Source organism: Heliomicrobium sulfidophilum (assembly GCF_057715735.1).
Map to the genome: position 1 here is coordinate 355895 of NZ_JBVTZZ010000005.1, position 23324 is coordinate 379218.

The following is a 23324-nucleotide window of genomic DNA, read 5'->3' on the forward strand; positions in this document are numbered from 1 at the left end:
TTTACTCATTTTCCTCGAATTGCTTTCTCTGAGCAGCCTTTACGGATGCCTGCCTTTGGTTCCAGCCGAGTGCGATGACCCCTACCGTGAAAATGGCGGGCACTACCCATGTCAGTGCCGGCGTTTGGACAGTGAGACCCTTGACGATCGGCTCACCTGTTACCATGGAGCCCGCTGTCCAGGCGATCACTCCAGCGCCAAGGTAGAGGATGATCGGGAATCGTTCCACCAATCGAATAAAGAGGGTACTACCCCATACGACAATGGGAAGACTGATCAAAAGGCCGAGGATCACGAGAAGGAAGCTTCCATGGGCGGCGCCGGCGACGGCCAGCACATTGTCGATCCCCATCACCGCATCGGCGACGACGATCGTTCGGATCGCTCCGAGCAGATTCTTTTCCGCCTTAATGTCATGCTCTTTCTCTTCGACGATCAACTTATAGGCGATCCAGAGCAACAACAAGCCACCGATTAAGAGCAAGCCGGGGATTTTCAACAGCCATACGACGGCAACGGTAGCGCCCGCGCGTATGACAATCGCCCCTACCGTGCCCCAAAGGATGGCCTTTCGCTGATGTTCCCTCGGCAGATTTCTTGCCGCCATCCCGATAACGATGGCATTATCCCCGGCAAGCACCAAATCGATGGCGACAATCGCAAGTAATGCGCTGAAAAAACCTGGCGTAACGATTTCCAGAAGTCATCCCTCCTCTGTGCTTATGGTGCTTATCTGCTCAAAAAGAATGATTTGAATTTAATTCCAATACCCGTAAAATGGCTCTCTTTTTCCCACGCTTCTTCCGGACAAGTTCCCTCCATTGTAAGAGGGGCATAGGAATGTGGGTGAAAAAAACGAAGGGATGCATCCTCTTCGCAAATTCGAAGATGCATCCCTCTCTGGCTACTTGCCTCTTAAATGATAGGGCACTATCCCTTGGTTGAACCGTTCTCTGAGATGGCGCTTGAGAGCCTCTTCAAAAAGCTTGTTCATTTCCACGGCGTCGTTATAGGAATCCCAAATGCCAAACACATAAATGGACGGAAAAAACATCAGCCAATGATAGTCCAACAGAGTGCCGATCTCTTGAAATCGACCGGTAAATGTATATATGACTGCTTGAGGAAAATGGGAAAAGAAGATGATGGTCACCAACCACAGTAAGAGGATGACGCCCTTGAATGTCTTCATGTTGTAGATATGACCAAACCCGGAAAATAGGGCGGACCAGCCTGCCGCAATCCAGGGATTTTTATGACTTAAATAATTGAATCCCCAAATGGAATAATGGGTAAACCTAAAATATCTTTTTTTCTGTTGTCGCTCCAAGTCAGAAAAGGTATTTAATTCAATGCTCATCAGGTAGCCATCAAAGATAGCAAAGCAAAAAATGGAAACATAAACCAGTGCCCACCCTTCATCGATGATATCGCGAGCAGCCTGAAACTTTCCCGTAAAGGTATACAGTATGGCCATATTCACGTGGGCCTTCGTATTGACGTAGGTTTCCCAGGTCATGAGGATAAGGCCCTTAAAATATTCACCCATACATAAATGTCCCAGACCAGGTAAGGCCGCCGACCACCAGGCAGCCATCCATGGTTTTTTTTTATGAAAGATCCCCAGCGAGATGCCAGACATATGCATTCGCTTGATGCGGAACTGACTCATGGCCCATCCCCCAGCTTGACTTTGCTGCTTAGAATAGCCATATTTTTTTCGTTTATACTAAACGCGGTGATCATATGCCGGTGATCTATGGGTTGTTCAAAACTTCCCTGAAGACAGCCTTGGGGATTTATGCGTTGCAGGAAAAAGGGTTTCGCCAGGAAAAAATGCGCGTCATACCCCTTGACGCGACGGCGAGAGCAGCCCCCCAGGTCATCGATTCGATGTACAAGTCGGACGGAATCAGTTTGTTGGATGGCATGGCCATGTCTGCGACAATCGGCATGTTGTTCGGTGTTATTTTCGGCTCTGTCGTGTATATCGGACCGATTGCCCTTGGGATCATCGGATTTTTTCTCGGGGCAGGCATCGGGTATTTGATCGATAAAAAGATAAACAAGAACTTGCGTCACAACGATTCTGGCCCTTCGGGGGAGATCATCGTCTCAGTGGAATGCGACACAGAGAAGGAACAAGAAACGGCCGAGGCGATTTTTCGAGAACATCAAGCGGTTGCCCTGGGCATTTTTCCGCCGGTCTGACCTATCGAAAACAACCATAGGATGTGACCAGGGAGGTGATTACCCTGGTGCGCCTGTGGTCCCTATGCCGAGTCGGCGTTCGGTTGTCCCTGTCTCTCTGGCCCATCGCCCTTATCACCTGGCTCTTTCAGGCGCTTTTGTTGCTCCCATTGCTGTTCCCCCTTTACTCCTATCTGGTCCATGCCCTGCCCCCGCCTGCGGCGTTATCTGCTTCTGCCGTCTTATCCGCACCGACGGACCTATCCGCTTCTGCTAGCAATAGCGCCGCTGGCGTCCCCGCAATTTCACTCATTGCAGGGAGCAGCCCCCGCGACTGGGATGCCATGCAAATTTCCCTTTATCACGACCTGATGCTGCCCTTCTCGTCGACCGTGGCTGGGCGGCTCTGGCAAACCCTGCTATGGATGCCCTTACTCCTGTTCGCCTTGTTCAGCCCTTTCTTACAGGTCGGCATCTGGTCGGCTCTCCGCCACCGCCTCGTCTTCCCGAGACACCGGACCGGCCTCGTAAAAACTTTTTTTGAGGGGACCGGTCGTTGGGGCTTCGCGAGCTTTGCGATTGCTCTCTGGCTGGCGCCCGCCTGGCTCTTCCTCTGGTGGATCTACCGCCGATCCGCCGATTGGGTCGACGCCGTTCCCTGGTCGCCGCTCCCTTCCATCTTGATCGCCTCGGTCCTCATCGTCGCCCTGATGGCGCTTATTGACCTTCTCACCCTCGCCGGCGACACCGCCCGCTGGCGCCTGGTCGTCAGTGGGGCAGAACGGAAACTGGACAGCCTGACGGCCCTCCGTTCCACCATCGCCACATTGCCCCGGCACATGGCGCCTCTGCTCCTGGTCCGGCTCAGTTTGCATGCAGCCTTCCTCGCCGGAGTCGCTGTTGTGCTGTGGGCGCTCCAACATTGGCCGGCCACAGGAATCACCGGGCTTTCCGTCGCTTTTTTGCTGCAACAGGCCATTGTCTTTCTCCTGATCTTTGCCCGCCTTGCCGCCATTGGCGCAACCGGGGGATACCTCCATGAAAAAAACGTATAAGCGAACATTCGCGCTATCCTGCCCGGCCCGGAAGCCCTTGAACGAAAAAGCCACGCATCGCCGAATCGCATGCGTGGCTTTCTACTATTTCAGTTCGTTCACCGACTCCACATATCCCGTCCCGAGATGCTCCGTCGTATCCTTCCAAGCCTGCTGAAGCATGGCCGCATCGTCAGCCGTCAGCAAGGGGTCGCTTTTTTCCCGCCAATCCCTCAAGGCGTCAGCGACAGGAATTGCCCGGTAATCCTGCCGGCCTCGCCGGTTGTAACGGTCTGTCCAGACTGGCGCGTAACGGATGTCGCCGATGCGGGTGTAAGCCTTGCCGGAACCGTCCGTTCCCTTTTCCAGGGGGATAAAGAGGATCGCCCCGGCGTCGCGGTAGCGCCCCTTCTGGGCGGAGATGAAGTTCCCCAGCGAGTAGGCGACAAAGACATCCTTTTCGCCGGCCTTCCGCTTCTCGAAGGGCTGGAGCACATGGGGGTGGCTGCCGAGGATCACATCGACGCCCGCCTTGACGGCCCGGTCGACCCACTCCTTCTGAAAAGCGTTCGGTTGCCGCTGGTACTCGTCGCCCATGTGGAGCGAGGCGACGACGAAATCGGCGCCGAGGCTTCGCGCTTCCGCCACATCCTGCGCTACGGCCTGCGTGTCAAGCAGGTTGACCAGCCATGGCTTGTCCTGCGGGATCGGGATGCCGTTCGTTCCGTAGGTGTAGGCCAGAAAGGCGAGTTTTACCCCTTGGACCTCGCGGATAACGATGCGCTTTCGCTCTTCGGCGCTGCGAAAGGCGCCGACCGGGACGATGCCGTTCTCCTCCAGGCGGTCGATCGTCTGCATAGCGCCGGCGGCTCCTTTGTCCAAGATGTGGTTCCCCGCGACGGTGATTACGTCAAAACCGGTGTCCGCCAGCGCCGTCGCCATGGCGTCAGGGCAACTGAAGAGCGGGTAGCCTGAATAGCCCCGTTCAGCGCCGGCCATGGTGCCCTCAAAGTCAGCCACAGCCACATCAGCAGCCTGGATGTAGGGCTTGATCTTGGCGAAGAAATGTTCGAACCGGTAGCTCCCGTCAGCCTCCTGACCGGCGGCGATCATGGAATCATGGATCAACACATCCCCCGTTGCTGCCAGCGTGATCGTGACCGGACGTTGCTGCGGCGCGACAGATGCCTTCGCATCTTCACTTCGGCCAGTCTCTGACGCTCCTACGGCGGTCGCACTGGCCTTCTCCCCATTGACAGGGACCCTCTCATGGGCGCCTCCAGCCCCTGATCCGGCGCCGTTCTTCCACCCGCAGCCCGGCGCCAGGGCGGCAACAGCGATCGCCGCAACGAACAGGAGCGGCAGGGCGATCCCTCTCAGACCTTTTTTCAACGATTCCCCCCCTTCCCGTCACGCCTCAATCACGGCGATAGTGATCTTTAGCTTACGCAAAAGCAAAAAAGCCACGCCCTCCTTGGCAGAGGTCCGTGGCTTTCCATTTGCGCTGTCGCTTAGCGGTTGATGGCCATGACCGAGAGCGCCTCGGCGGACCGGGCCACCTCGTCAGAGGCCTCCTCGATCTGCTTGGAGGTCGTCGTCAGGCTCTCTATCTCCGTCGCGATCTGCTTCACCTTATCCTGGTTGTTGCCGATGGACTTGATGATCTCGCCGAAGCTGCGGACAACCTCAGCCGCTTGTTGGGACGCCGCGTCCATGGCCTTGCTCGTCTCGACCATGGCCTGAGAGACCTCCAGCGTATGCTGGCGCGAGATCTGGATCATTTCGGCGATCTCCTGGACCGACTGTTCCGAGAAACCGGCTAGCTTCTTCACCTCGTTGGCGACAACGGTGAAGCCGCGGCCCGATTCGCCGGCCCGGGCGGCTTCGATGGCGGCGTTCAAGGAGAGCAGGTTTGTCTGCGTGGCGATGCCCTGGATGACGCCAGCGATCGATTCGATCTTCTCGGAGCTCTCGTCAAGGGCCTTGATCTTGTCCTGCATCCCTTGAATCAGGTCGTTGAGGTTTTCAATCGCTGTGCCGGTCTGCTGGATCCGTTTCTCGCCGCTTTCCGCCAACTGATTGACCTGGCTGGCGAACTGGGTGGCCTGTACGGCGTTGTGGGCGATGCGCTGGGCCGCCGAGGCCATCTCGGCCGCCGACGCCGCCGTCTCTTCAGCCGTCGCCGCCAAGGTCTGGCTGGAGTCGTTGACCCGGTTTTGCAGGAGTTGAATATCGTTGAGGGCCAACTCCAATTCGCCCTTCTTATCAATCTCTGCCATGTAATCGGTGATATAGGAAGACATGACCGTCTGCTGATCCAGGTTGGTCAGGCGTTGCAAGGCCGTGTTGATCTCCAGCGCGCGCCCCTTGTCCCGCATCTCATCCAGAATGGGAATCATCGCGTTAAAGAGCGCCTGGTAAGCGGCAGTGTACCAGTAAGCCGGCAGTTTAATCCGGTTATGTACATGACCGATCGTCTGACGCTGTTCGATATAGCGGTCATCCACCTTGTCGGTGAAGAGGCTCTTCAGGTACCCCTTGAAGGTCACCCGCAGCTTGTCGACCGTTGAATGGGTTTCGATAAACGCTTTTAGTTCAGGGATCGCAAGGAGTTGCTTGTAAAAATTATTCGCCACCTCATCGAGACGCGGCTCGATCAAAGGGCGCAGTTCCGCCAGCAATGCCAGATCGCGGGTGCTGAGGTTGAGCAGCTTTTTCGCCACTTGCGCCTCTTCACCGGTTACGTTGATGGACATGTTGGCCGGTATCGTCACAGGGCCGCTGCTCTGGTTTCGGCTGAAAAACATATCGCTTCCCCCCATCTCCTTGTCTACCTGTATACTAATTATTATACATCTTTCGATTTGCCCTTGGAAAGGCGCAAATCTTGTTTATTCTTCATCACCGATGACGGCGCAAGGACCGGCGCAGGCGCAGAAACCGCAGACATCGCTCAATGGCAGATGGTCATAGGCGCGGTCCACCTTCAAGAGAAAGGCGTAGCACCGATGGCGGTCAAAGGGTGTCGCCGACAGCGCGCCGGTGGGACAAGCCCGCTCACAAGCCCGGCAACCGGCGGCTTCCCGGCAGAGTCCTGGCGCCGGAGGGCTGAAGTCGCCCCTCTCGGGTCGCCAGATCCCCGGCCCTTCGTTAACCGTCTGATCAATAACCAGCGAGATGAAGCGGCCCGCCGTTCCCGCCGGCGTGATCAGCATCTGGTGCCGCCCGAACTCTCCTAGTCCGCAAGCCCAGGCCATATGCTTGTGGGACCAGGCGGCGATCAGTCGTTCCTTGTCAAAGTCGTAGGTCGGTTTCGCCGTCTCGGCGGAGATCCCCGCTTTCGCAAGCTCCGCCGTCAACGCGGCGGCGATCTCGGCGAGCAGGCTGTTTGTCGTCACATACCCCCGGGCCCAGGATTCTGTCGGATAATCGGCGCTACGGTTCGCAGCAACCAGTTCTCGCCGGAAAGGGAGAAATACAGCGACGATGCTGCGCGCTCCCACCAGGCAGGCCGCCGGATCAACCAGTTCGGGATGGCTCCTTCTCAATCGCTCGACGCGAGGGTCGGACAGTGGAACGGCGGCCAGCAGCGGCTTACGGTACCCCGCTTCTCCCTCAGCCGCTTTTTTCGCACAAATCTGCCATAACTGGTGCATTAGGTTTTTCATCAGCAGGATTCCTTTCCCTTTTTGGCGAAAATATCAGTAAATAATAAAGAAACTCAGGGATTACTCTTAACTCGGAAGGAGGCCCGGCAGTTTTGGACAACTTCACGAAAGGGTCCTTTCGCTCCATCGTCGCATTCACCCTCCTCGCGCTCCTCGCCACCTTTGCCTTGACGGGCTGCAGCATTTCCCAGTCGACACCCCCGGCTCCCTCAGCGGACAGCGCCGCTTCTCCCGGATCGGACGGGCAAGACAATGGGGGCGCAACGGAATCGACGGTTCAACTCTTTTTCCCCGATAAGGAATTGCAGCGACTGTTCAAGGAAGAACGGCCCCTGAGCGGCAGCGCCGTTGAAAAAGTGCGCCAGACCTTCGAGCTGTTGAAAGAAGGCCCTAAGAACACCCTGTTGACAACGCTCATCCCCGAGAAAACCCAACTGCTCGGCATCACCATCAAGGAAGCCCAATTAGAGATGGATCTTTCGAAGGAGATTCGCCAGAGCAATGTCGGTTCGACCGGTGAAGCCCTGCTGATCGGCTCCCTCGTCAACAGCTTTTCCTCGCTCGGCTATGCGAGCGTTCAACTTACCGTTGACGGCCAAAAGATCGAGTCTCTCGCCGGTCACTTGGACATCTCCCGCCCCCTCAACTTTTTTGACGAACTCACTGTCCGCCAAGGGCCGATCCCACTTCCGGACAACATATCCGAGCTCGAAGGGGCCGTGCATCAAGGCCATCAACAGTGGCGCCTCGATCCGCTGGAAGTAGCGCGCCTTGACGGAATCGCCCTGGGTTTCGAGCCCGAAAAGGATAGCTTCAGCCTGATCAGCCAATCGGAGAACGCTGGCAAAGCGGTCGCTAAGGTGAGAGTTCGCCATGGCAAGCTGGATCTCCTTGTCGAACTGACCCAGCCGGCGGGCAGCGGAAGGGAGCACATCTGGGTGATCCGTTCCGTCGCCACAGCACCGCCGGGGTCTTAAGGGCTTACTCGCGGAAAAAAATGGTCTGCCCGCCGGCCCTCCTTGTGCTGCTACTGAATGCATGCCCCTGTCCACGGAAAAAATATGGACAGGAGGCGATATGATGGCGGACAAACCGAAAGGCATGCATACCTATCATCTTGATCCGGAATCGCTGGAACGGCTTTATCAGAAATACGGACGTCCCGGGGAGATCGCCCCTGGTGTCAAAGCCCCCCGCAAGCGCTCCATCGCGCCAGGTCGAGAACCGGGCGCCGTCCCGTTGTTGGAGACAGAATAAGGGGATATTAGCCGACGAAGGATGCCTTCCTCCTAGGGGAGGGCATCCTTTTTGGCCCTTCTCTGTCCCACTGCTCGTCGCGTTGCTACCATCCGATCCCATCGGCGCAACAGACGCGAGCCGTAAATTGATAGAATTTTCAAAAAACCTGTTGTCTTTTCCTTCCCTGCCGATTTAAAATGAGGCATACACCATACAACGCCGCAGGGAGGAGTGTGGACGATGATGGATCCCCTGGCGCTGATCCGCGCCATCGCCCCTTTTGACCAGTTGCCTGAAGATGCCCTTCAGGGCCTGGCTGATAAGATGACCTCCCTTCGCTTTTCCAAAGGGGAAATCATTTTTTCGCAAAAACAGCCAGCCTATCCCCACCTCTTTCTCGCCCTTGACGGGATGGCGGAGATCCTCATTCAGAATGACGCCGGCGTGCCGACGGTGATCGGCTTTCGTCAGGGCGGCGAGTTTTTTGGGGAAACCTGTATTGTGGAGAAAAAGTACCCGGCTACCGTCAAGGTGATCGATGATATGACCTGCCTGACAATCCCCTTCGACGAACTGCACCGGCTCTGGGAAAAGCACGCCGCCTTCTCGGCCTATTTCTCCCGTCTCTTTGCCTCACGCTTTCGGGCCATGATCGATGAGATCGTAGCCGAACAGTCAGGCGAGGCGCCGGGCTTGGACGGGCGGCCTTTTCGCAAGCGCGCTGTCGACATGATGTCGTCGCCGGTTCTCACCATCGCCGCCAACGAACCGGTGACGAAAGCGGCCCGGTTGATGGCCGACAAGCGGGTCGGTTCCCTCGTCGTCACGGAAAAAGACCAACCGATCGGCATCATCACCGAAAGGGATCTCGTCTATTATGTGCTGGCGGCGCCTCCGCCCTCCGAAGTCCCCCTTGACGGCCCCCTCGCTTTTCCTTCCCTCAAAGCGGTGATGAACAGACAGTTTATCACCCTGCCGCCCGAATCCTATTATTATCAGGTGCTGCTGACGATGATCCGCGAGAAGGTCCGCTATGTCGGGGTCGTCGACAAGGGCCGTCTCCTCGGCGTCGTCGCTCTGACCGACCTGATCCGCAACCGTGACGCCGGCGCCTTCTCCATCGTCGACGGGATCGAGCACTGCCGCTCCATCGATGAACTGGCGGCGAGGGCGAAGATCATCGATCGCCTGCTCACAGCCATGGTGGCCGAACATGCCCAGCCGTCGGAGATCACCGAGGTGATCTCCGTGCTCTATGACCGGCTGACGGTGCGCGTCTTAGAACTGGCCCTCGATGTGCTGGCCAAACGGCGGTTGACGCCGCCGGCGGCTTTTTGCTGGCTCACCATGGGCTCGGCTGGGCGGCGCGAACAGACGCTGCGCACCGACCAGGATCACGCCATCGTCTTTGCCGACGTGCCTGAGGAGCATCTGGAGTCGGCGCGCGCCTTTTTTCTCGATCTGGGGGAACTGGTTGTCAAGGGCCTGGAAGCCTGCGGCTTTTCCCGTTGTCCCGGTCAGGTCATGGCCAGCAACCCCCGCTGGTGTCACTCCTACAGCGAATGGATGCACCGGCTCGGCAACTGGGTGGAGGAGTCGGTGCCGGAGCATGTGCGCCAGTTGACCATCTTCCTCGATTTTCGCGGCCTCTACGGTGATCTGTCTCTGGCTGGGCGTCTGCGCGACGCCGTCCATCAGACCTACCGCCGCTTCCCTGTCGGTCTGCACCACCTAGCCAAGGATGACCTGCGCCACCATGTGAGTCTCGGCTTCTTCAAACCCTTTGTGACGGAAAAGAGCGGCGACCATAAGGATGAGATCGATCTGAAGCGCAGCCTCTTGGTGCACCTGATCGACTGTGTCCGCATCTTCGCCCTGCGCGAGGGGATCGCTGAGACGAATACACTCACCCGAATCCACCGCCTAACGGAAAAAGGGGTCTTTCACACCAATGACGCCGAACAGTTCACCTTCAGCTATGACACGTTGACCGGCATGCGCATCCAGGAAAACCTGCGTAAGGTGCAAGGGGGCCGTTCACCAGACAACTACATCCACCCCTACCGGTTGTCCAAACGGGAGCAGGCGGCGTTGAAAGAGGCGATTCAGGGCGTCATCCGCCTGCAGGGTCTGGCCGGCTCGTCCTTCCGCGTCGAAGGCTTTCTATAAAGCACAGCCACCTTTTGCGGAACTGTTTTCCGCATCACTCTCTTACCGCGCTTCTTAATCATTTACACAATTGAGGACATTGCTTCTGACTGGAGGAGTTCTCCGATGAGCCCGTCGATTGCGCTTCTTCGATCCGGTGGAGGTGTTGTCCTTGATTGAGACCTTTCGCAGTCTCTTCGGCTTGGAACGGAGCGGATTCCCCGGGCGGATGCCCGAACCGGCCCTGTCGGCGCGGCTGGTGGAAAAGTGCCGTCGCAACCGGGGACGGCACACCCCTTTTCGCCTGCTTCGAGAAATCTCTTTCGTCGTCTTTGATACGGAGACGACCGGTCTAAGCGTTCCTGATGACGATGTGATCGCCCTGGGCGGCGTGACTGTGCTGCCCAGCGACAGGAAAGAGGGATATGGGCAAGACGATGGAACAGAGTGGCCGCCGGTCTTCGACCGGCTCGTCAACCCCCATCGCTCCATCCCCACTCTCGCGCGGGAGATCACCGGCATCGATGATGATATGGTCCTCGCCGAGCCGACCATCTATCCTGTCCTCGACGACTTTCTGGACTTTATCGACGGCGCCGTCCTCGTGGCCCACGGAATTGCCTTCGATGTAGGCTTTCTCGACAAATATCTCAAACCGCTGCGGACAAAGCTCTATCACCCCGTCATCGATACGATCACCCTGTCGCGCGTCCTGGAACCTTTTCGCGCTGATCACAGCCTTGATGCGCTCGTTCCCGACTACCGGATCACCCCCCGCCGCCGCCACAGCGCCCTCGGCGACGCCCAGATGACGGCGGATCTGTTTTCGTTGATGCTCGCCCGGCTGCAAAAACTCCGGCCGGTGAACACCCTCGGCGAGTTGCAGCGCATTTTGGCGCAGCATCATTTATAGGCGTGCCCTGTCCTTCTCTTGTTCCCTAGATGGCAACCATGAGCCGGAGATGAATTTGTGTTTCGGTGTAATCGACGCTAAGATAGAATGAGCAACGAATATCGGGACGGTGACTCTGTCCTAAGATTCGACGCTGCATGTAATAATTAAGGCTTATTCCGGCGGAAGGAGGCTCCCCCCGTTGCACCAATCTCCGCTGTTTTCGATCATGCGCCTCATGCCGATCGCTTTTTTCCTTCTGATCAATTACCTTTCCTACATGGCCCTCGTCCGCTGGATCCCCTTCTTCCGGCCGGGACGGCGGCGAGCTGCTTTTGTGATCATCGCCATCCTCTCGGCCCTACCGCCCCTGTACAGTGTGGCGACAGGCTATCAAACCCAGGAGACCTGGCTGCGCATCGCCTACTACCCCGCGCTGGCCTGGAACATCGGCCAGATCATCTTCCTCCTGGTTGTCCCGCTCGTCTTCATGATCAGCCGTTTCCAGCGCTCCCTGGAAGCGGAAGAAATTCTGGCGACAAGCGCCAACAACTCAAGCGCCGCTGATTTGAACGGAAAATTTGAACCGAAGGCAGAGAGCCCCACTGGCGCTGTAGAGTCACAACCGCACATCCACCTCCCCGAGAAGGTGACACGGCGGCAACTGCTGCAAGGCGCTATCACCGCCGCCCCCTTCTTCGCCCTCACTGTGGCCGCCGACGGCGTGCTCATCGGCGACAATCGCATCGTCACCCGGACCTACCCAGTTACCATCCCCGGTCTTTCCAAGCACCTCGATGGACTCCGGCTTGTCCAGATCTCCGATGTTCACCTGGGCACCTTTTTCCCCATCGATCGCCTCAGTGACGCCCTCGAACTTGTCCAAGAGCAAAAGCCGGACATCCTCACCATCACCGGCGACTATATTGATGATGTGACCCTGTTGGACGATGCCATCAGGCGGACAGAGCAGGTGTCCACCACCTTGGGCAGCTATTACTGCCTGGGCAATCACGAACACTACCGGGACCTCGACAAAGTGAGACGCGCCTTTCAGGGCAGTTCGATCCGCCACCTCGACAACGACTGCCACACCGTGGAGAACTCCCTCTGCCTGCTCGGCATCGACTACCCCTTCACGCGCCGTGCTGAGGACAACCGGGCAGCCGTCACCGCTCGCATGGTCGACAAAGCCCTGGCTGGCGCGCCGGCTGAAGTGCCGAAGATCCTGCTCACTCATCACCCCGACGGGTTCAACGCGGCGCAGCACAGCGGGATCGCCCTCTCCCTGGCTGGCCACACCCATGGGGGTCAGGTCGGCATCGGCAACCGCTCCCTCTTCCCCTTCGCCATGGAGTACATGCGCGGCTGGTACGGCGACGACGAGCACAAGCTTTTCGTTCACAGCGGCCTTGGTCACTGGATGCCCTTCCGCCTCGGTTGCCCCTCGGAGATCGTCACCTTCGTGTTGCGGAGCGCCTGAGCCCGATGATTGAAGCGATTGCATCGCAGTTTTTCCTTTCCAAATATCTCCTCTTGCCTTTTACCGTAGAATCACCTATACTAGTCAAGCGTCCTTTGAGAGACGCCACAACAGAAGAGCGAAAAAGAGTATGGTGGATAGTCGCGGTTTCTGCTTTGCAGGGATCGAGGAAATTCGAGACACGCCCACGGCCGCTTCGGCGGTCGTGGAGTATGGTGCCTGGCGCAAGCCAGGGCAGGGCGACCTGACGACGGCAAAAGCGTCTCTTCGGAGAGGCGAGTCGCCATAAAGTGCCACAGAAACGATGTTCCCCGGCGACGGGGAAGTGCAAGGGTAAACTCCACCAGCGTGCAACCCAAATAGGCGGCGTTAGCCGCGGGTAGGGGCACCCGCTACGGCGGGAAGGAAGCCAGGCCGTCAGGAGCAACTTCCTTAGACAAATGACTATCCAACGGCGTAAGCCGGGGACAGAATCTCGATTACAGCCATACTCTTTTTTCTAAAACGACCAGAGGTCTACACCTCCGGTCGTTTATTTTTTGCCCGGACGGTGACTTTTCCCGCGACGGCGCGGCAACACTAGCATCGCTTTGAAGGAGGGATCGCTGTGCCGAGAATTGTCGCCGTCGCCTCTGCCGTTCCGGATCACGTCTTTCACCAGAAAGATATCTGTGACGCTGTGCGTCAGATGTTTGCAGGCTCCTTCCGCGATCTGGAGCGCCTGCTGCCGATCTTCGAGAACGCCCAGATCGATAAGCGCCACTTCTGCGTCCCCATGGAGTGGTTTCAGGAAGACCACAGTTTCGCCGAAAAAAATCGCCTCTACGTGGAAAACGCCGTCGAGTTGGGCGCCCGCGCTGTCACGCAATGCCTCGATAAAGCAGGCCTCAAGCCGGACGAGGTGGATTGTTTTCTCTTTGTCTCTTCCACGGGGATCGCCACCCCGACGCTCGATGTGCACATCGCCAACCGATTGGGGATGAAGCCTTCCTTGCGCCGCCTCCCCCTGTGGGGGTTGGGCTGCGCGGGGGGCTGCGCCGGTGTCGCCCGGGCCGCCGAAATGGCTGCGGCCCGGCCGGGCCGTCCTGTTCTGTTGCTGGCCCTGGAGTTGTGCGGCCTCACCTTCCTTTGGGGTGATCGGTCAAAAGGCAACCTGATCGCCACCTCCCTCTTCGGCGATGGGGCCGCCGCCGCGCTGATTGTGGAGGATGGGCCGACCCCCGCCGGCGAAGACGCTTCCCCACGTCCTGCCCTTCCCCCCCAGATTGTCGCCTCCCGGACGACTCGCTGGCCCGATACCCTCGACATCATGGGCTGGGACGTTCAAGAGGAGGGCTTGAAGGTGATCTTCTCCCGCGACATCCCTGCCTTTGTCCGGCGCCATATCCCGCCGGCGGTGGACGAGTTTTTTAAGGAACAGGAGTTGGATCTATCTGCCATCGATCGCTTGATCGCCCATCCCGGCGGGGCCAAGGTGATCAGTGCCTATGAGGAATGCTTGGGCCTCTCGCCGGAACAGACCCGCCTGAGCCGCCAGGTACTGCGCCAGTATGGCAACATGTCGTCGGCGACGATCCTTTTCGTCCTGGAAAAGGCGATGGAAGAACGGGCCGCCGGGATCTGCGGCGGCGATAGTTGTGGAAATCGCGGCAAATGCAGTTGTGGAGACGGCGGCGGATCCGGTGACGAATACGCATTGATGACCGCACTGGGGCCGGGCTTTTGTTCAGAACTGGCGCTTCTGCGATGGTGATTGTTGCTCTCTTGCCAGGATCTGCTCTTCTCTGACCAGAGAAGAGCCTGAAGGAGGCATGACGTTGCTCATCTTCTTCGCCTTTCTATCGCTTGTGCTGGCCCAGCGGGTTGTCGAATTGTCCATCGCTCGGCGAAACGCCAGATGGATGACGGCTCAGGGCGCGGTTGAAACAGGGCAGGCGCACTACAAATACCTGGTGGCCTTGCATGTCTGTTTCTTTGCCGCTCTCATGGCGGAAGTGCTCATGCTGGGCCGAAAGCCACCCCTGTGGTGGATGGCGCCGGCTGCGGCCTTCCTCCTCGCCCAGGGGCTGCGCTACTGGTGCATGACCAGCCTGGGTCCTTACTGGAACACGCGCATCTTCGTCCTCCCCGGCGCCAATGCCGTCCGGCAGGGTCCCTACCGTTTTTTCCGTCATCCCAACTACCTGGCCGTCGTCACCGAACTGCTCTGCATCCCGCTGCTGTTCGGCGCCTGGATGACGGCTGCTGTGATCTCGGCGGTTAATCTCTACCTATTGTCGGTGCGTATCCAGGTCGAAGAGGCGGCTCTGACCGAGGTTACCGATTACGCAGAGGTCTACCGCTCTTCCCCATAAAGGGACTCCTCTCACGGCGGCCGCATTTGTTTCCCAAAGTCGGAACTCCTGGAAGAGAATTGTTCAATAAGCCTTAGCGCTCGCCCGATCGATAGGGGGTAAGGGCGATGTGATGTTTTTGCATCCGCGCGGACAGAGCCGACCGGTTTATTCCTAAGATCCGCGCCGTTTCCACCGATTCACCGCCCGTCTCCTGAAGGACAGACTCGATGATCTTCTTTTCCAATTGGTCTAAAGAGAATTCGCCGGCGATCGTCACGGTGATGCCGTCGCTCTGGAAAGATAGGACGCCCTTTCGCCGAATGACTTCCCCCTCGGTTTGTCTCGACCGTTCACTTGTCGTTCCCTTAGCGGAACAGGCCGGCGCTTTGTCAGCCCTTCCCCCCCTTTCCAGTCCGGCCATCTCTCCACTTTCCCCCTCTCCCCTTTCCGCGCGCCTCCGGCGACGGGGGGAGGTGTACAGAAACAGTTCTTTGCCCTGGTTGAGCAGGACCGTCTCGCCAGACTTCGCACGTTCCGGTCCATCCCGCCGCGTAGGTGGCGCGCCGCTGTCTCGACTCGCCTGCGGGGTTCCTGCATCTCGCATCGGTGGCGGGTTGCTGCTGTCTCCGATGTCCGCATCCCGCCTTGCCTGTTCACCTGTTCGCTGGGCGTAACCGCCTTTCCTCGCCAGAACAGTCGAACCGTTCAGCAGGTCCACCATCGCTCTTTCTTGCCCCTCCCCTTGTTCGGAAGGCGCCGGTGGATCGACCGCCAGTTCGGCCGCCGTAATCCACTCCCCGCGGGTGACGATGACCGCCCGCTCGATCCGGTTGGCCAGTTCCCGCACGTTTCCTGGCCAGGAATGAGCGGTGAGGAGGCTGACCGCGTCACCGGTAAAACCCCGGATCCGGCCGCGCGGTTCATAGCGGCACAAAAAATGCCGGGCCAGGTCGGCGATGTCCTCTTTGCGGACCGACAAGGGCGGCAGATGGATCGGGATCACCTTCAGCCGGTAGTAGAGGTCCTCCCGCAAACGCCCCTCGCGCACGGCTTCAGCCAGATCGCGGCTGGCGGCGACAACGACGCGCACATCGACGGCGAGCGGCTTTGTCCCGCCAATCGGGGTGAAGGCGCCATCCTCCAACAGGCGGCACAGCCTCGCCTGCAGATCCAGGGGCAAGACCTCCACGTCCCGGATCAGGAGGGTTCCCCGGTGGGCCAGCTCCAACCGGCCTGGCCGCGCCTTTCCTTCATTCCCTGCCTTCGCCGGACCGGGCGGCTCCCAACCGAACAGTTCCCGCTCGATCAGGTTGGGCGGGATGGCCGCGCAGGGAAAAATGACGAAAGGGTATTCGCGGCGGCGGCTCTGGTGATGGAGCGCCCGGGCGACGACCTCCTTCCCCGTTCCCGCTTCGCCGACCACCATGACGGGGGTGCGGGCATCGGCCACTTGGCTGATCAGTTCGCGGATAGCGCCTATGGCTGGGCTGACGCCGATCAGTTCCACATTCTCCCGCCGTCCCGCCGCTTCGAGGCGCAGGAAGCGCACCTCCTGCTGCAAGGACTCCATTTCGAGGGCCTTTTCCAGGGCCAGCCGCAATTCGTCCAGACTGAAGGGTTTTTGCAGGTAATCGCGCGCGCCCAGGCGCTGCGCTTCCAAGGCCGTCTCGGCGGAAGCCTGGCCGGTAAGAACGATGACTGGCGCCTTAGGCCGGACGCCGAAGAGGCGATGCAAGACGGGCAGGCCTTCCGCCCCCGGTCCGTCCAGGTCGACGATCACCAGGTCTGCCGACTCCCGTTCCAACTGCTGCACCGCTTCATTGCCGTTCGCCGCCGCAATGACCCGGTATCCGGCACGGCTCAACCCCCGCGCCAAGACCCAGCGCAGGTGCTCCTCGGGGCTGAGCAACAACAAGACGCCTTGCATCGACGCCCTCCTTTCCATTATTCATGCCGGGCGAAATAAGAATCCCTTCTCGCGCAATGCCCGTTCCGGCTCTGCAGTTGTCAAGGCCGGCGGCATCCGTAGGACTACCCTAGCCTCACCAGCTGCCCCAAGACGGATGACGACCATCCCCCCTTGCGCCTCAATGGCCAACCGGGCTACCTGTCCAGCAGGGTGAATAGACCCGTCCCTGATCCCTTTGATGTGAAACTCTATTGTCAAAGCGATTTCGCTATAGGTTATGTTCGCTGGGTTCGCCCTCGCCGAGGCCACGCTGACATGCGCATGGATCTGTCCTGTCGACTCGGGATGACAAAGACCCGACAAGAGCCGGTACACCGCTTCGACCAGTCGTCCCCCATCGGCCCAAACCTTGAGCACGTTGTTCGCCATCAGGTGATCCGGCGCGTTCTCTTCAAAATCGTCTTGCAAGGATGCCTCCTGAATCACCGCATAGCCGGGAAATTGCATGCTCAGCCGTTCCAGCACCCCATCCAAGAGGCGGTCAACCTCCAGCCAGTCCGGGAGATTTCCATCGCTTCGCAAGAGCCGAGCCGCCTCCCTCAGGTACTGCTGCTGGCGCTCCGCCTCGACGGCGATGATCCGCGTATGGTGAATGAGATCGGAGCGGTAGCCGAACTCCTCTTCTAATACCTGTACGGCGCAGCGGATCACGCCGAGCGAGTGGTTGAGCGTTGGAACGAGTTCGTCGAAGAGACGCGCCGGCGCGGGACACTGGCCGGGAAATCGGCCGGCACATCCCTGGTCATTACCCATTGCGGCACATTCCTTCCGGCGGCGGCCCCTTTGAGTGCCCTTCTCTGCTTTGTCTTCCCCGCCCGCTTCATCGTCGTCACACTTTTTGCACTTGTGGCCCTTCTCGCCCTCCCCGTTCTCGTCCTCGTCGTACTCCTCGCAGCCCCCGTTCTTCTCATCCGTCACCAAATCGCCCGCATCCTGTCCCTCTTCTTCGTTATCAAGGCCCTGTTGCTTTGTTCGCGCCACCCAGACAGCGGCCGCCAGGAGAAGGGCCAAAAAGGCCACCATCCACTCACGCCCGCCTGTCCACCCACCCCAAAGGGGAATAAGAAACACCCCAAGCAGGACTGCTGTGACAACGACAGCAGCCGTCAGGGTGATGGTCAAGAGCGATTTGCGCCGTGACTTCACAGCAACACCTCACTTTATTTGAATGGCATCGCTTGCTTTTGCCGCTGTGGAGCGTCTCTGGTTCGCGTTTAGGATTACTGTATTCGGGCGTTGCTCTGGTTATGTTCTTCTAAAATGACTTAATTTGCTTTTACCGGTTCTTAACACCAAGCCGTTGGCTTGAGGTGTATAATTGTCTGTGGAATATACGACTAATCTTTGAGGAAGTGTTTCGAAATTGGACCGGACGGTACATCATTGGCTACTGTTGCGCTCCACGACTGAGCCAGGCATGTATTCGATTCTCGACTTCGGACCATCGGAACTTGACATTCGACGGGCGCGCCGGGATTATCTGCAACTGAACATATACCCAGAAAATGCGCTGGTCATGATCCCAGCAAACACCTCGAACGAGGCATTGACAAAAGCGCGCGTTGCCGAAAGATCTCGATCGTGGAGCGGAAGCGGGAATGAACCGGAACAGAGCCGAAACCAGCAGCCCTCCCCCTATATGACAAACGATTCTGCTCAAATGTGAAAGCAAGCATAGGGTAACGGAAAAGACCCAGCCGATTTTCACGTATCGGCTGGGTCTTGCTTTTACTCCCATGTGGCCCACTGTTCGGGTCGGTAGCCTACGGTGACTTGCCGTCCGTTTCGGACGATAGGTGTCTTGAAGAGCAAAGGGGTTTCCATCAACACCTCTTCCACGTCATGGACGAGGTATTTGAGGTTTCGCTTGGCATACTCCTTACCCTCTTTGTCGATCAGGTTGTCCAAGCCGACGGCGGCCTTGACGCTGGCGAATTCGCCTTTGCTGAGCCCCTTGACAGCCAGGTCGATGAACTGGACCTTGATGCGCCGCTCCTTGAAGTAGCGCTCAGCTTTGCGGGTATCCTGGCACTTTTTTGTGCCCCAGATTTGAATGTTCATATGTCACACCCCAGTCAAATATGCGTTTACTTATCTATCCCGTTCTCTTCAGCGTTAGCCAACACTGCCAGCGCTGATAATGCATTATAGCTTTTTTGCAGTATTTTTTCCAACGGGGCACTTTCAGAAGACAACTTAAAACCCCGTGGGATGATTCGTTTGCTCTATGGCGAGGAAACGCGCGAAAAAAATTCCCATCCCCCCATTGCCAGGACAACCCTTCCCATGCTAGAATAACCCCAATCCAACTGAATCAGGTTCTTAATGGAAAAACGATGAAAAGGTAAAGTACCCTTATGGTTTCAGCCCAGAGAGCCGGGGACAGGTGAAAGCCCGGTCTGCAAGCGATAAGGCGAAGTTCACCTTGGAGTTGCCCGCTGAAGACTCTCCCTCCGAAAGCATCGGCAGCGCGGGGGTTGGTAGGTGAGGCCGGATCTTCCACCGTTATGGGGAAGGGGGTATCGGTGAGGCGCTATGTCTTGGCCCGTACCCTGATGAAGGAGGGCTTGTTTGGGCGCAGTCCCAAAAAGCCAATGAGGGTGGTACCGCGGGTGATAATCCCGTCCCTTGTCTAGCGACAAGGGACGGGATTTTTTATTTTGACCTTTTTCTGTTGTCGACCTGGTTTGCCTCCGTTTGTCTCTACTTCAGCCTGTCACTACGTCAACAAAGTTTAACTACGCAGAGGAGGTGGGAAAAGATGCTCGGACTGCACGATCCCTGGATTGCAGGCGCCTACCTGCTCTGTATCGCCTCGACGCTGCTCTGTGTCGGGTACGCCTACTGGGGCCAGCACCAGGAGGAATAAGGCGCAATCGCTGCTCCTGTTCGAGGGCGATCATCGAATGCGCCAAAAAGGGCCGATTATTATCTGAAGATTCGGAAATAATCGTTCCCATTAGTCTTTTGCTTTGACAGATTATCGGATTCCACACAAGCACAAACAGGAGGGATGGCAAAGTGGAACACGGTCTCCTTTACATCATGGTGGCCTTTTATCTCGGCGCCACGGTGCTCCTCGGCTATCTGGGCTACCGACACACGCGCTCGTCCAAAGACTACCTCATCGCCGGCGGCAACATCCATCCCTTCCTGATGGCCCTAGCCTACGGCTCGACCTTCATCTCCACCTCGGCCATCGTCGGTTTTGGCGGCGCCGCCGGCGTTTACGGCATGAGCCTGTTGTGGCTCACCGTCTTCAACATCTTCGTGGGCATCTTCATCGCCTTCGTCTTCTACGGCGTCAAGACGCGCAAACTGGCCCACCAACTGGGCGTGCATACCTTCCCCGAGTTTCTCGGCGCCCGCTTCTCCTCCCCCTTCATCCGCAACTTCTCGGCCAGCGTCATCGCCCTCTCCATGCCCCTCTACGCCGCCGCCGTCATGATCGGCGGCGCCCGCTACATGGAAGAGGCCATGCAGATCAACTACACCACCTCCATGATCATCTTCGCCGTCATCGTTCTGGCCTATGTCTTCTTCGGCGGCCTGCGCGGGGTCATCTACAATGACGCCTTTCAGAGTTCCATCATGTTCGTCGGGATGGGCGTCCTGCTCTACCTCACCTATGACAAGCTGGGCGGCGTCGTGACGGCCCATGAAAAGCTGACCGCCCTCAAAGACCTGGTGCCCCAAGCGCTGGCGGCCAAAGGCCACCTCGGCTGGACGGCCATGCCCCAATTCGGATCCGAGATCTGGTGGTTTGTCGTCTCCACCCTCGTCCTCGGCGTCGGCATCGGCGTCCTCGCCCAGCCCCAGTTGGCCGTCCGCTACATGACCGTCTCCGGCAAAAAGGAGATCTACCGCGCCTTGAGCGTCGGCGGCGTCTTCATCCTCTTCATGACGGGAACGGCTTTCACCGTCGGCGCCCTCTCCAATGTCTACTTCATGGAGCAATCGGGCAAGCTCGCCCTGGCAGCCACCGCCATGGGCGGCGCGACGCCGAACGTTGACAAGATCATCCCCCTCTTCATCACCCAGGCCATGCCCGAGTGGATCATGTACCTCTTCCTGCTCTCGCTCATGGCGGCGGCCATGTCCACCCTGAGCGGCCAGTTCCACCTCATCGCCACGTCGCTCACCTATGACCTCAACCCAAAGGCCAAAAAGGGCGATCAAAAAACCCTCCTCTGGGCGCGCGTCGGCACCGTCATCGGCTTCACCCTCACCCTGCTGCTGGCGCTCCAGCTTCCGCCGAGCATCATCGCCATCGCTACGGCCCTCTTCTTCGGCATGTGCGCATCCGCCTTTTTGCCCATGTACACGGCCGCCCTCTACTGGCCGAAGGTGACGCCGGCCGGGGCGACCTGGAGCATGATCTCGGCCACCGTCACCTACCTCGTCCTCGTCCTCTTCGTCCATGAAAAAGAAGCGGCCATCTTCGGCGTCTGCCAGCAGCTCTTCGGCGCCAAAACCCTGGCGGCGGCGCCCTGGACCTACATCGACCCTATGGTGATCAGCCTGCCTGTCAGCGCCGTCGTCCTCGTCGCCGTCAGCCTGATGACACAAAAATCGGCCCAGGCTCAGGCGGATACCCGCCCGGACTCCCCGGTGGAGAGCCGCTTGGAGCCCTTGCCGGAGACGGCGGCCGCCTCGGAGGAACGGGGGCAATAGCCGTTGTGCCTATGTCGTCACTGATAAGGAAAAACGTCTTCATAAAAAAAGACCGCTGAAACAATCAGCAGCCAGAAGCAGGGCACATCGCCCTGCTTTTTGCTTTTGCCTTTGCTTTTGCTTTCCGCGATGACATTGCGATTTCCGCGCAACGGTCACGGCCCCCAAAACAGCGTGCCAACCACCCAATAGAATTGCGAAAACAGAAAAAGTGTCGCATTAGAAACCATGCCCCATCTTGCGTACACATCCTTGCTCTTCCGGTAGCCCCAGTAACCGGCGGCGAATCCGATGGGACTGACCACGATGGGAAAGAAAACGGCCAGACGGAGAAATGACGTTAGGCTTAATGGCACAGGCTGAACAAAGAAGAACAGTATGAGCAGCCCGAGCATCCCGGCGATACCGACCGATGTGTATCCCCAATATCCGGTTTTCATCGTCATCACCCTGATCAATTATAGCAATATTAGGTCAATGTGTAAATTACACTCAGGAAATGGCAGGGTTCAGGGCGACATTTTCTTCCCGGCGCGCGGTTGTCCCTTTTAATACTGCTCCGGTATCTGCGAATACCGCACCGCCGGTATCGGATCACAACTCAGGTTGGCCAGGTGGCGCGCTAGGATTTCCAACTGTTTCTCCAGGCTGACGACGCGAGCTTCCAGTTCGCCCACCCGCCCTTTTAATCCGGCCATCTCAACGACCAGGACACGGGGATCAAGCAGATCGGCGCTCCCCCTGTATTCCACTATCGGTGAAAGGCCTGAGCCCATGGGTCGTTCCATCGGTCCTTTCTCCCCCCGGCAGCGCTGGTTATCGAGAAGCGCGCCTACAGGAATATATGCGACGACTGGCCCGCTATTCCCAATGAATCCCCTATTGACGCGAAGTAACTTCCCGGTTATACTAACATTTGTCTTCGGGGCGTAGCTCAGTTTGGTAGAGCGCTACCTTGGGGTGGTAGAGGCCGCACGTTCAAATCGTGTCGCTCCGACCATGTGTCTGGAGGGGTTCCCGAGTGGCTAAAGGGAGCAGACTGTAAATCTGCCGTCTGACGACTTCGTAGGTTCGAATCCTACCCCCTCCACCACTTTGCGTACAGACCCGTGCCGTTTGCGGCGCGGGTTTTTGCATTTTAAAACCCTTGCTCTTCCCTCTTTCCTTTGTCCTTGCCCCTTGCCGGCTGGATAGCTTAATGAAAAACAAAGACCGGAGCATGCCTTGCCTCCGGTCCTGACCCTTTCCACCTTCATTCACGCTGGCTACCGACCGCGTGCATTCAGTTGTCTGAGATTGACCGGCCTTCCCCCTGCGGGGCGTCGTCCCATCGAATAACGCGACTGCCGGGTACTCGCTGCGGGGCAAGCGGGTCATCCGTCATTGTTCAAATAGGCCACCTCGTTTGGCCCGGCCAGGCTGCCTTGTCCTATATTCCTCGGTCCACATTCCATCTCCCCGCCGTCCATGGCCTTTTCGGGGTTACGTTTCCGCCGTCTCCCACTCCCGCTGGCGCGGGGTCCCGCTCTGAAGCGGTCCGGAAACGCCGATGGGACCGACGGAACGGCGCCTCCCGGTTATTTGGGACCTTCCTTCTCCGGTCTCCCGGAGGCCCTGGGCGTCTGCCCCAGACTTCCCGCCATTCCCGCCGTCGAAACGGCCCAACTTGAACGCAATCCCGGGTCATGCGT

At 58.3% G+C, this 23324-nt stretch carries 22 protein-coding genes, 2 tRNA genes, 1 other RNA gene and 1 other annotated feature; of the genes, 14 read left to right on the forward strand and 11 right to left on the reverse strand.

The window, feature by feature from the left end; all coding sequences use genetic code 11:
* Nucleotide 1: 1 nt before the first annotated feature.
* Together AC0CW1_RS07445 and AC0CW1_RS07450 are read right to left on the reverse strand one after the other, a co-directional pair.
* Nucleotides 2-700, reverse strand: coding sequence for a TerC family protein (locus AC0CW1_RS07445; RefSeq protein ID WP_488184111.1), 699 nt, complete (start codon nucleotides 698-700; stop codon nucleotides 2-4).
* Nucleotides 701-904: 204 nt separating this feature from the next.
* Entirely contained in the window at nucleotides 905-1672 is a 768-nt protein-coding gene (locus AC0CW1_RS07450) for a hypothetical protein (RefSeq protein WP_488182439.1), read from the reverse strand.
* Between the two features lie 92 nt (nucleotides 1673-1764).
* Between AC0CW1_RS07450 and AC0CW1_RS07455 the strand changes: the two genes are divergently transcribed.
* Nucleotides 1765-2211 carry a hypothetical protein gene (locus AC0CW1_RS07455; protein ID WP_488182440.1) on the forward strand — a complete coding sequence of 149 codons (447 nt, stop codon included), beginning with the start codon at nucleotides 1765-1767 and terminating at the stop codon, nucleotides 2209-2211.
* A gap of 47 nt (nucleotides 2212-2258) precedes the next feature.
* On the forward strand, nucleotides 2259-3245 hold the full coding sequence (locus AC0CW1_RS07460) for a hypothetical protein (RefSeq protein WP_488182441.1): 987 nt from the start codon (nucleotides 2259-2261) through the stop codon (nucleotides 3243-3245).
* A gap of 84 nt (nucleotides 3246-3329) precedes the next feature.
* On the opposite strand, the gene AC0CW1_RS07465 is transcribed toward AC0CW1_RS07460, so the two are convergent.
* The 3 genes from AC0CW1_RS07465 to AC0CW1_RS07475 form a co-directional block, all read right to left on the reverse strand.
* Nucleotides 3330-4616 carry a CapA family protein gene (locus AC0CW1_RS07465; protein ID WP_488182442.1) on the reverse strand — a complete coding sequence of 429 codons (1287 nt, stop codon included), beginning with the start codon at nucleotides 4614-4616 and terminating at the stop codon, nucleotides 3330-3332.
* A gap of 119 nt (nucleotides 4617-4735) precedes the next feature.
* Entirely contained in the window at nucleotides 4736-6031 is a 1296-nt protein-coding gene (locus AC0CW1_RS07470; RefSeq protein ID WP_488182443.1) for a protoglobin domain-containing protein, read from the reverse strand.
* A gap of 84 nt (nucleotides 6032-6115) precedes the next feature.
* Complete coding sequence (locus AC0CW1_RS07475; RefSeq protein ID WP_488182444.1) at nucleotides 6116-6892, reverse strand: 4Fe-4S binding protein; 777 nt, start codon at nucleotides 6890-6892, stop codon at nucleotides 6116-6118.
* Nucleotides 6893-6984: 92 nt separating this feature from the next.
* Between AC0CW1_RS07475 and AC0CW1_RS07480 the strand changes: the two genes are divergently transcribed.
* From AC0CW1_RS07480 to AC0CW1_RS07515, 8 genes are all read left to right on the forward strand, one after another.
* Nucleotides 6985-7869: a GerMN domain-containing protein gene (locus tag AC0CW1_RS07480; RefSeq protein WP_488182445.1), complete on the forward strand. Its 885-nt coding sequence runs from the start codon at nucleotides 6985-6987 to the stop codon at nucleotides 7867-7869.
* Nucleotides 7870-7972: 103 nt separating this feature from the next.
* Nucleotides 7973-8149, forward strand: a complete 177-nt coding sequence (locus tag AC0CW1_RS07485) for a hypothetical protein (protein WP_488182446.1) — start codon at nucleotides 7973-7975, stop codon at nucleotides 8147-8149.
* A 222-nt stretch (nucleotides 8150-8371) separates the two neighbouring features.
* Nucleotides 8372-10300 (forward strand): DUF294 nucleotidyltransferase-like domain-containing protein, encoded by a 1929-nt coding sequence (locus tag AC0CW1_RS07490; protein ID WP_488182447.1) that lies wholly within the window; start codon nucleotides 8372-8374, stop codon nucleotides 10298-10300.
* Between the two features lie 151 nt (nucleotides 10301-10451).
* Nucleotides 10452-11192, forward strand: a complete 741-nt coding sequence (locus AC0CW1_RS07495; RefSeq protein ID WP_488182448.1) for a 3'-5' exonuclease — start codon at nucleotides 10452-10454, stop codon at nucleotides 11190-11192.
* Nucleotides 11193-11373: 181 nt separating this feature from the next.
* The gene (locus AC0CW1_RS07500) at nucleotides 11374-12654 is read left to right on the forward strand and encodes a metallophosphoesterase (RefSeq protein WP_488182449.1); all 1281 of its coding nucleotides are present in this window, start codon (nucleotides 11374-11376) and stop codon (nucleotides 12652-12654) included.
* Nucleotides 12655-12783: 129 nt separating this feature from the next.
* An RNA gene (gene rnpB / locus AC0CW1_RS07505) (RNase P RNA component class B) lies at nucleotides 12784-13141 on the forward strand.
* Nucleotides 13142-13261: 120 nt separating this feature from the next.
* On the forward strand, nucleotides 13262-14407 hold the full coding sequence (locus AC0CW1_RS07510) for a type III polyketide synthase (protein WP_488182450.1): 1146 nt from the start codon (nucleotides 13262-13264) through the stop codon (nucleotides 14405-14407).
* Between the two features lie 58 nt (nucleotides 14408-14465).
* A complete protein-coding gene (locus AC0CW1_RS07515) occupies nucleotides 14466-15008 on the forward strand; it encodes an isoprenylcysteine carboxyl methyltransferase family protein (RefSeq protein WP_488182451.1) in 543 nt (180 codons plus the stop codon).
* A gap of 73 nt (nucleotides 15009-15081) precedes the next feature.
* Here the strand turns inward: AC0CW1_RS07515 and AC0CW1_RS07520 are convergent, their stop codons facing one another.
* The 3 genes from AC0CW1_RS07520 to AC0CW1_RS07530 form a co-directional block, all read right to left on the reverse strand.
* The gene (locus AC0CW1_RS07520) at nucleotides 15082-16917 is read right to left on the reverse strand and encodes a sigma 54-interacting transcriptional regulator (protein ID WP_488182452.1); all 1836 of its coding nucleotides are present in this window, start codon (nucleotides 16915-16917) and stop codon (nucleotides 15082-15084) included.
* A 21-nt stretch (nucleotides 16918-16938) separates the two neighbouring features.
* Nucleotides 16939-18105, reverse strand: coding sequence for a hypothetical protein (locus tag AC0CW1_RS07525; RefSeq protein WP_488182453.1), 1167 nt, complete (start codon nucleotides 18103-18105; stop codon nucleotides 16939-16941).
* Between the two features lie 582 nt (nucleotides 18106-18687).
* Nucleotides 18688-19020 carry an arsenate reductase family protein gene (locus AC0CW1_RS07530; protein ID WP_488182454.1) on the reverse strand — a complete coding sequence of 111 codons (333 nt, stop codon included), beginning with the start codon at nucleotides 19018-19020 and terminating at the stop codon, nucleotides 18688-18690.
* A 266-nt stretch (nucleotides 19021-19286) separates the two neighbouring features.
* Nucleotides 19287-19591 (forward strand) — a binding site (T-box leader).
* 129 nt (nucleotides 19592-19720) lie between these two features.
* Between AC0CW1_RS07530 and AC0CW1_RS07535 the strand changes: the two genes are divergently transcribed.
* Together AC0CW1_RS07535 and AC0CW1_RS07540 are read left to right on the forward strand one after the other, a co-directional pair.
* Nucleotides 19721-19828, forward strand: a complete 108-nt coding sequence (locus tag AC0CW1_RS07535; protein WP_328793701.1) for a symporter small accessory protein — start codon at nucleotides 19721-19723, stop codon at nucleotides 19826-19828.
* Nucleotides 19829-19980: 152 nt separating this feature from the next.
* Nucleotides 19981-21633, forward strand: coding sequence for a sodium:solute symporter family protein (locus AC0CW1_RS07540; protein ID WP_488182455.1), 1653 nt, complete (start codon nucleotides 19981-19983; stop codon nucleotides 21631-21633).
* A gap of 155 nt (nucleotides 21634-21788) precedes the next feature.
* Here AC0CW1_RS07540 and AC0CW1_RS07545 read toward each other — a convergent pair whose 3' ends face one another.
* Both AC0CW1_RS07545 and AC0CW1_RS07550 read right to left on the reverse strand, forming a co-directional pair.
* Nucleotides 21789-22073 carry a hypothetical protein gene (locus AC0CW1_RS07545; protein WP_488182456.1) on the reverse strand — a complete coding sequence of 95 codons (285 nt, stop codon included), beginning with the start codon at nucleotides 22071-22073 and terminating at the stop codon, nucleotides 21789-21791.
* A 108-nt stretch (nucleotides 22074-22181) separates the two neighbouring features.
* Entirely contained in the window at nucleotides 22182-22421 is a 240-nt protein-coding gene (locus AC0CW1_RS07550) for a hypothetical protein (RefSeq protein ID WP_488182457.1), read from the reverse strand.
* Between the two features lie 135 nt (nucleotides 22422-22556).
* Between AC0CW1_RS07550 and AC0CW1_RS07555 the strand changes: the two genes are divergently transcribed.
* Together AC0CW1_RS07555 and AC0CW1_RS07560 are read left to right on the forward strand one after the other, a co-directional pair.
* Nucleotides 22557-22633: transfer RNA gene (locus tag AC0CW1_RS07555), tRNA-Pro, on the forward strand.
* A gap of 7 nt (nucleotides 22634-22640) precedes the next feature.
* Nucleotides 22641-22726, forward strand: a tRNA-Tyr gene (locus AC0CW1_RS07560).
* Between the two features lie 389 nt (nucleotides 22727-23115).
* Here the strand turns inward: AC0CW1_RS07560 and AC0CW1_RS07565 are convergent.
* Entirely contained in the window at nucleotides 23116-23298 is a 183-nt protein-coding gene (locus AC0CW1_RS07565; protein ID WP_488182458.1) for a hypothetical protein, read from the reverse strand.
* Between the last annotated feature and the right edge of the window lie 26 nt (nucleotides 23299-23324).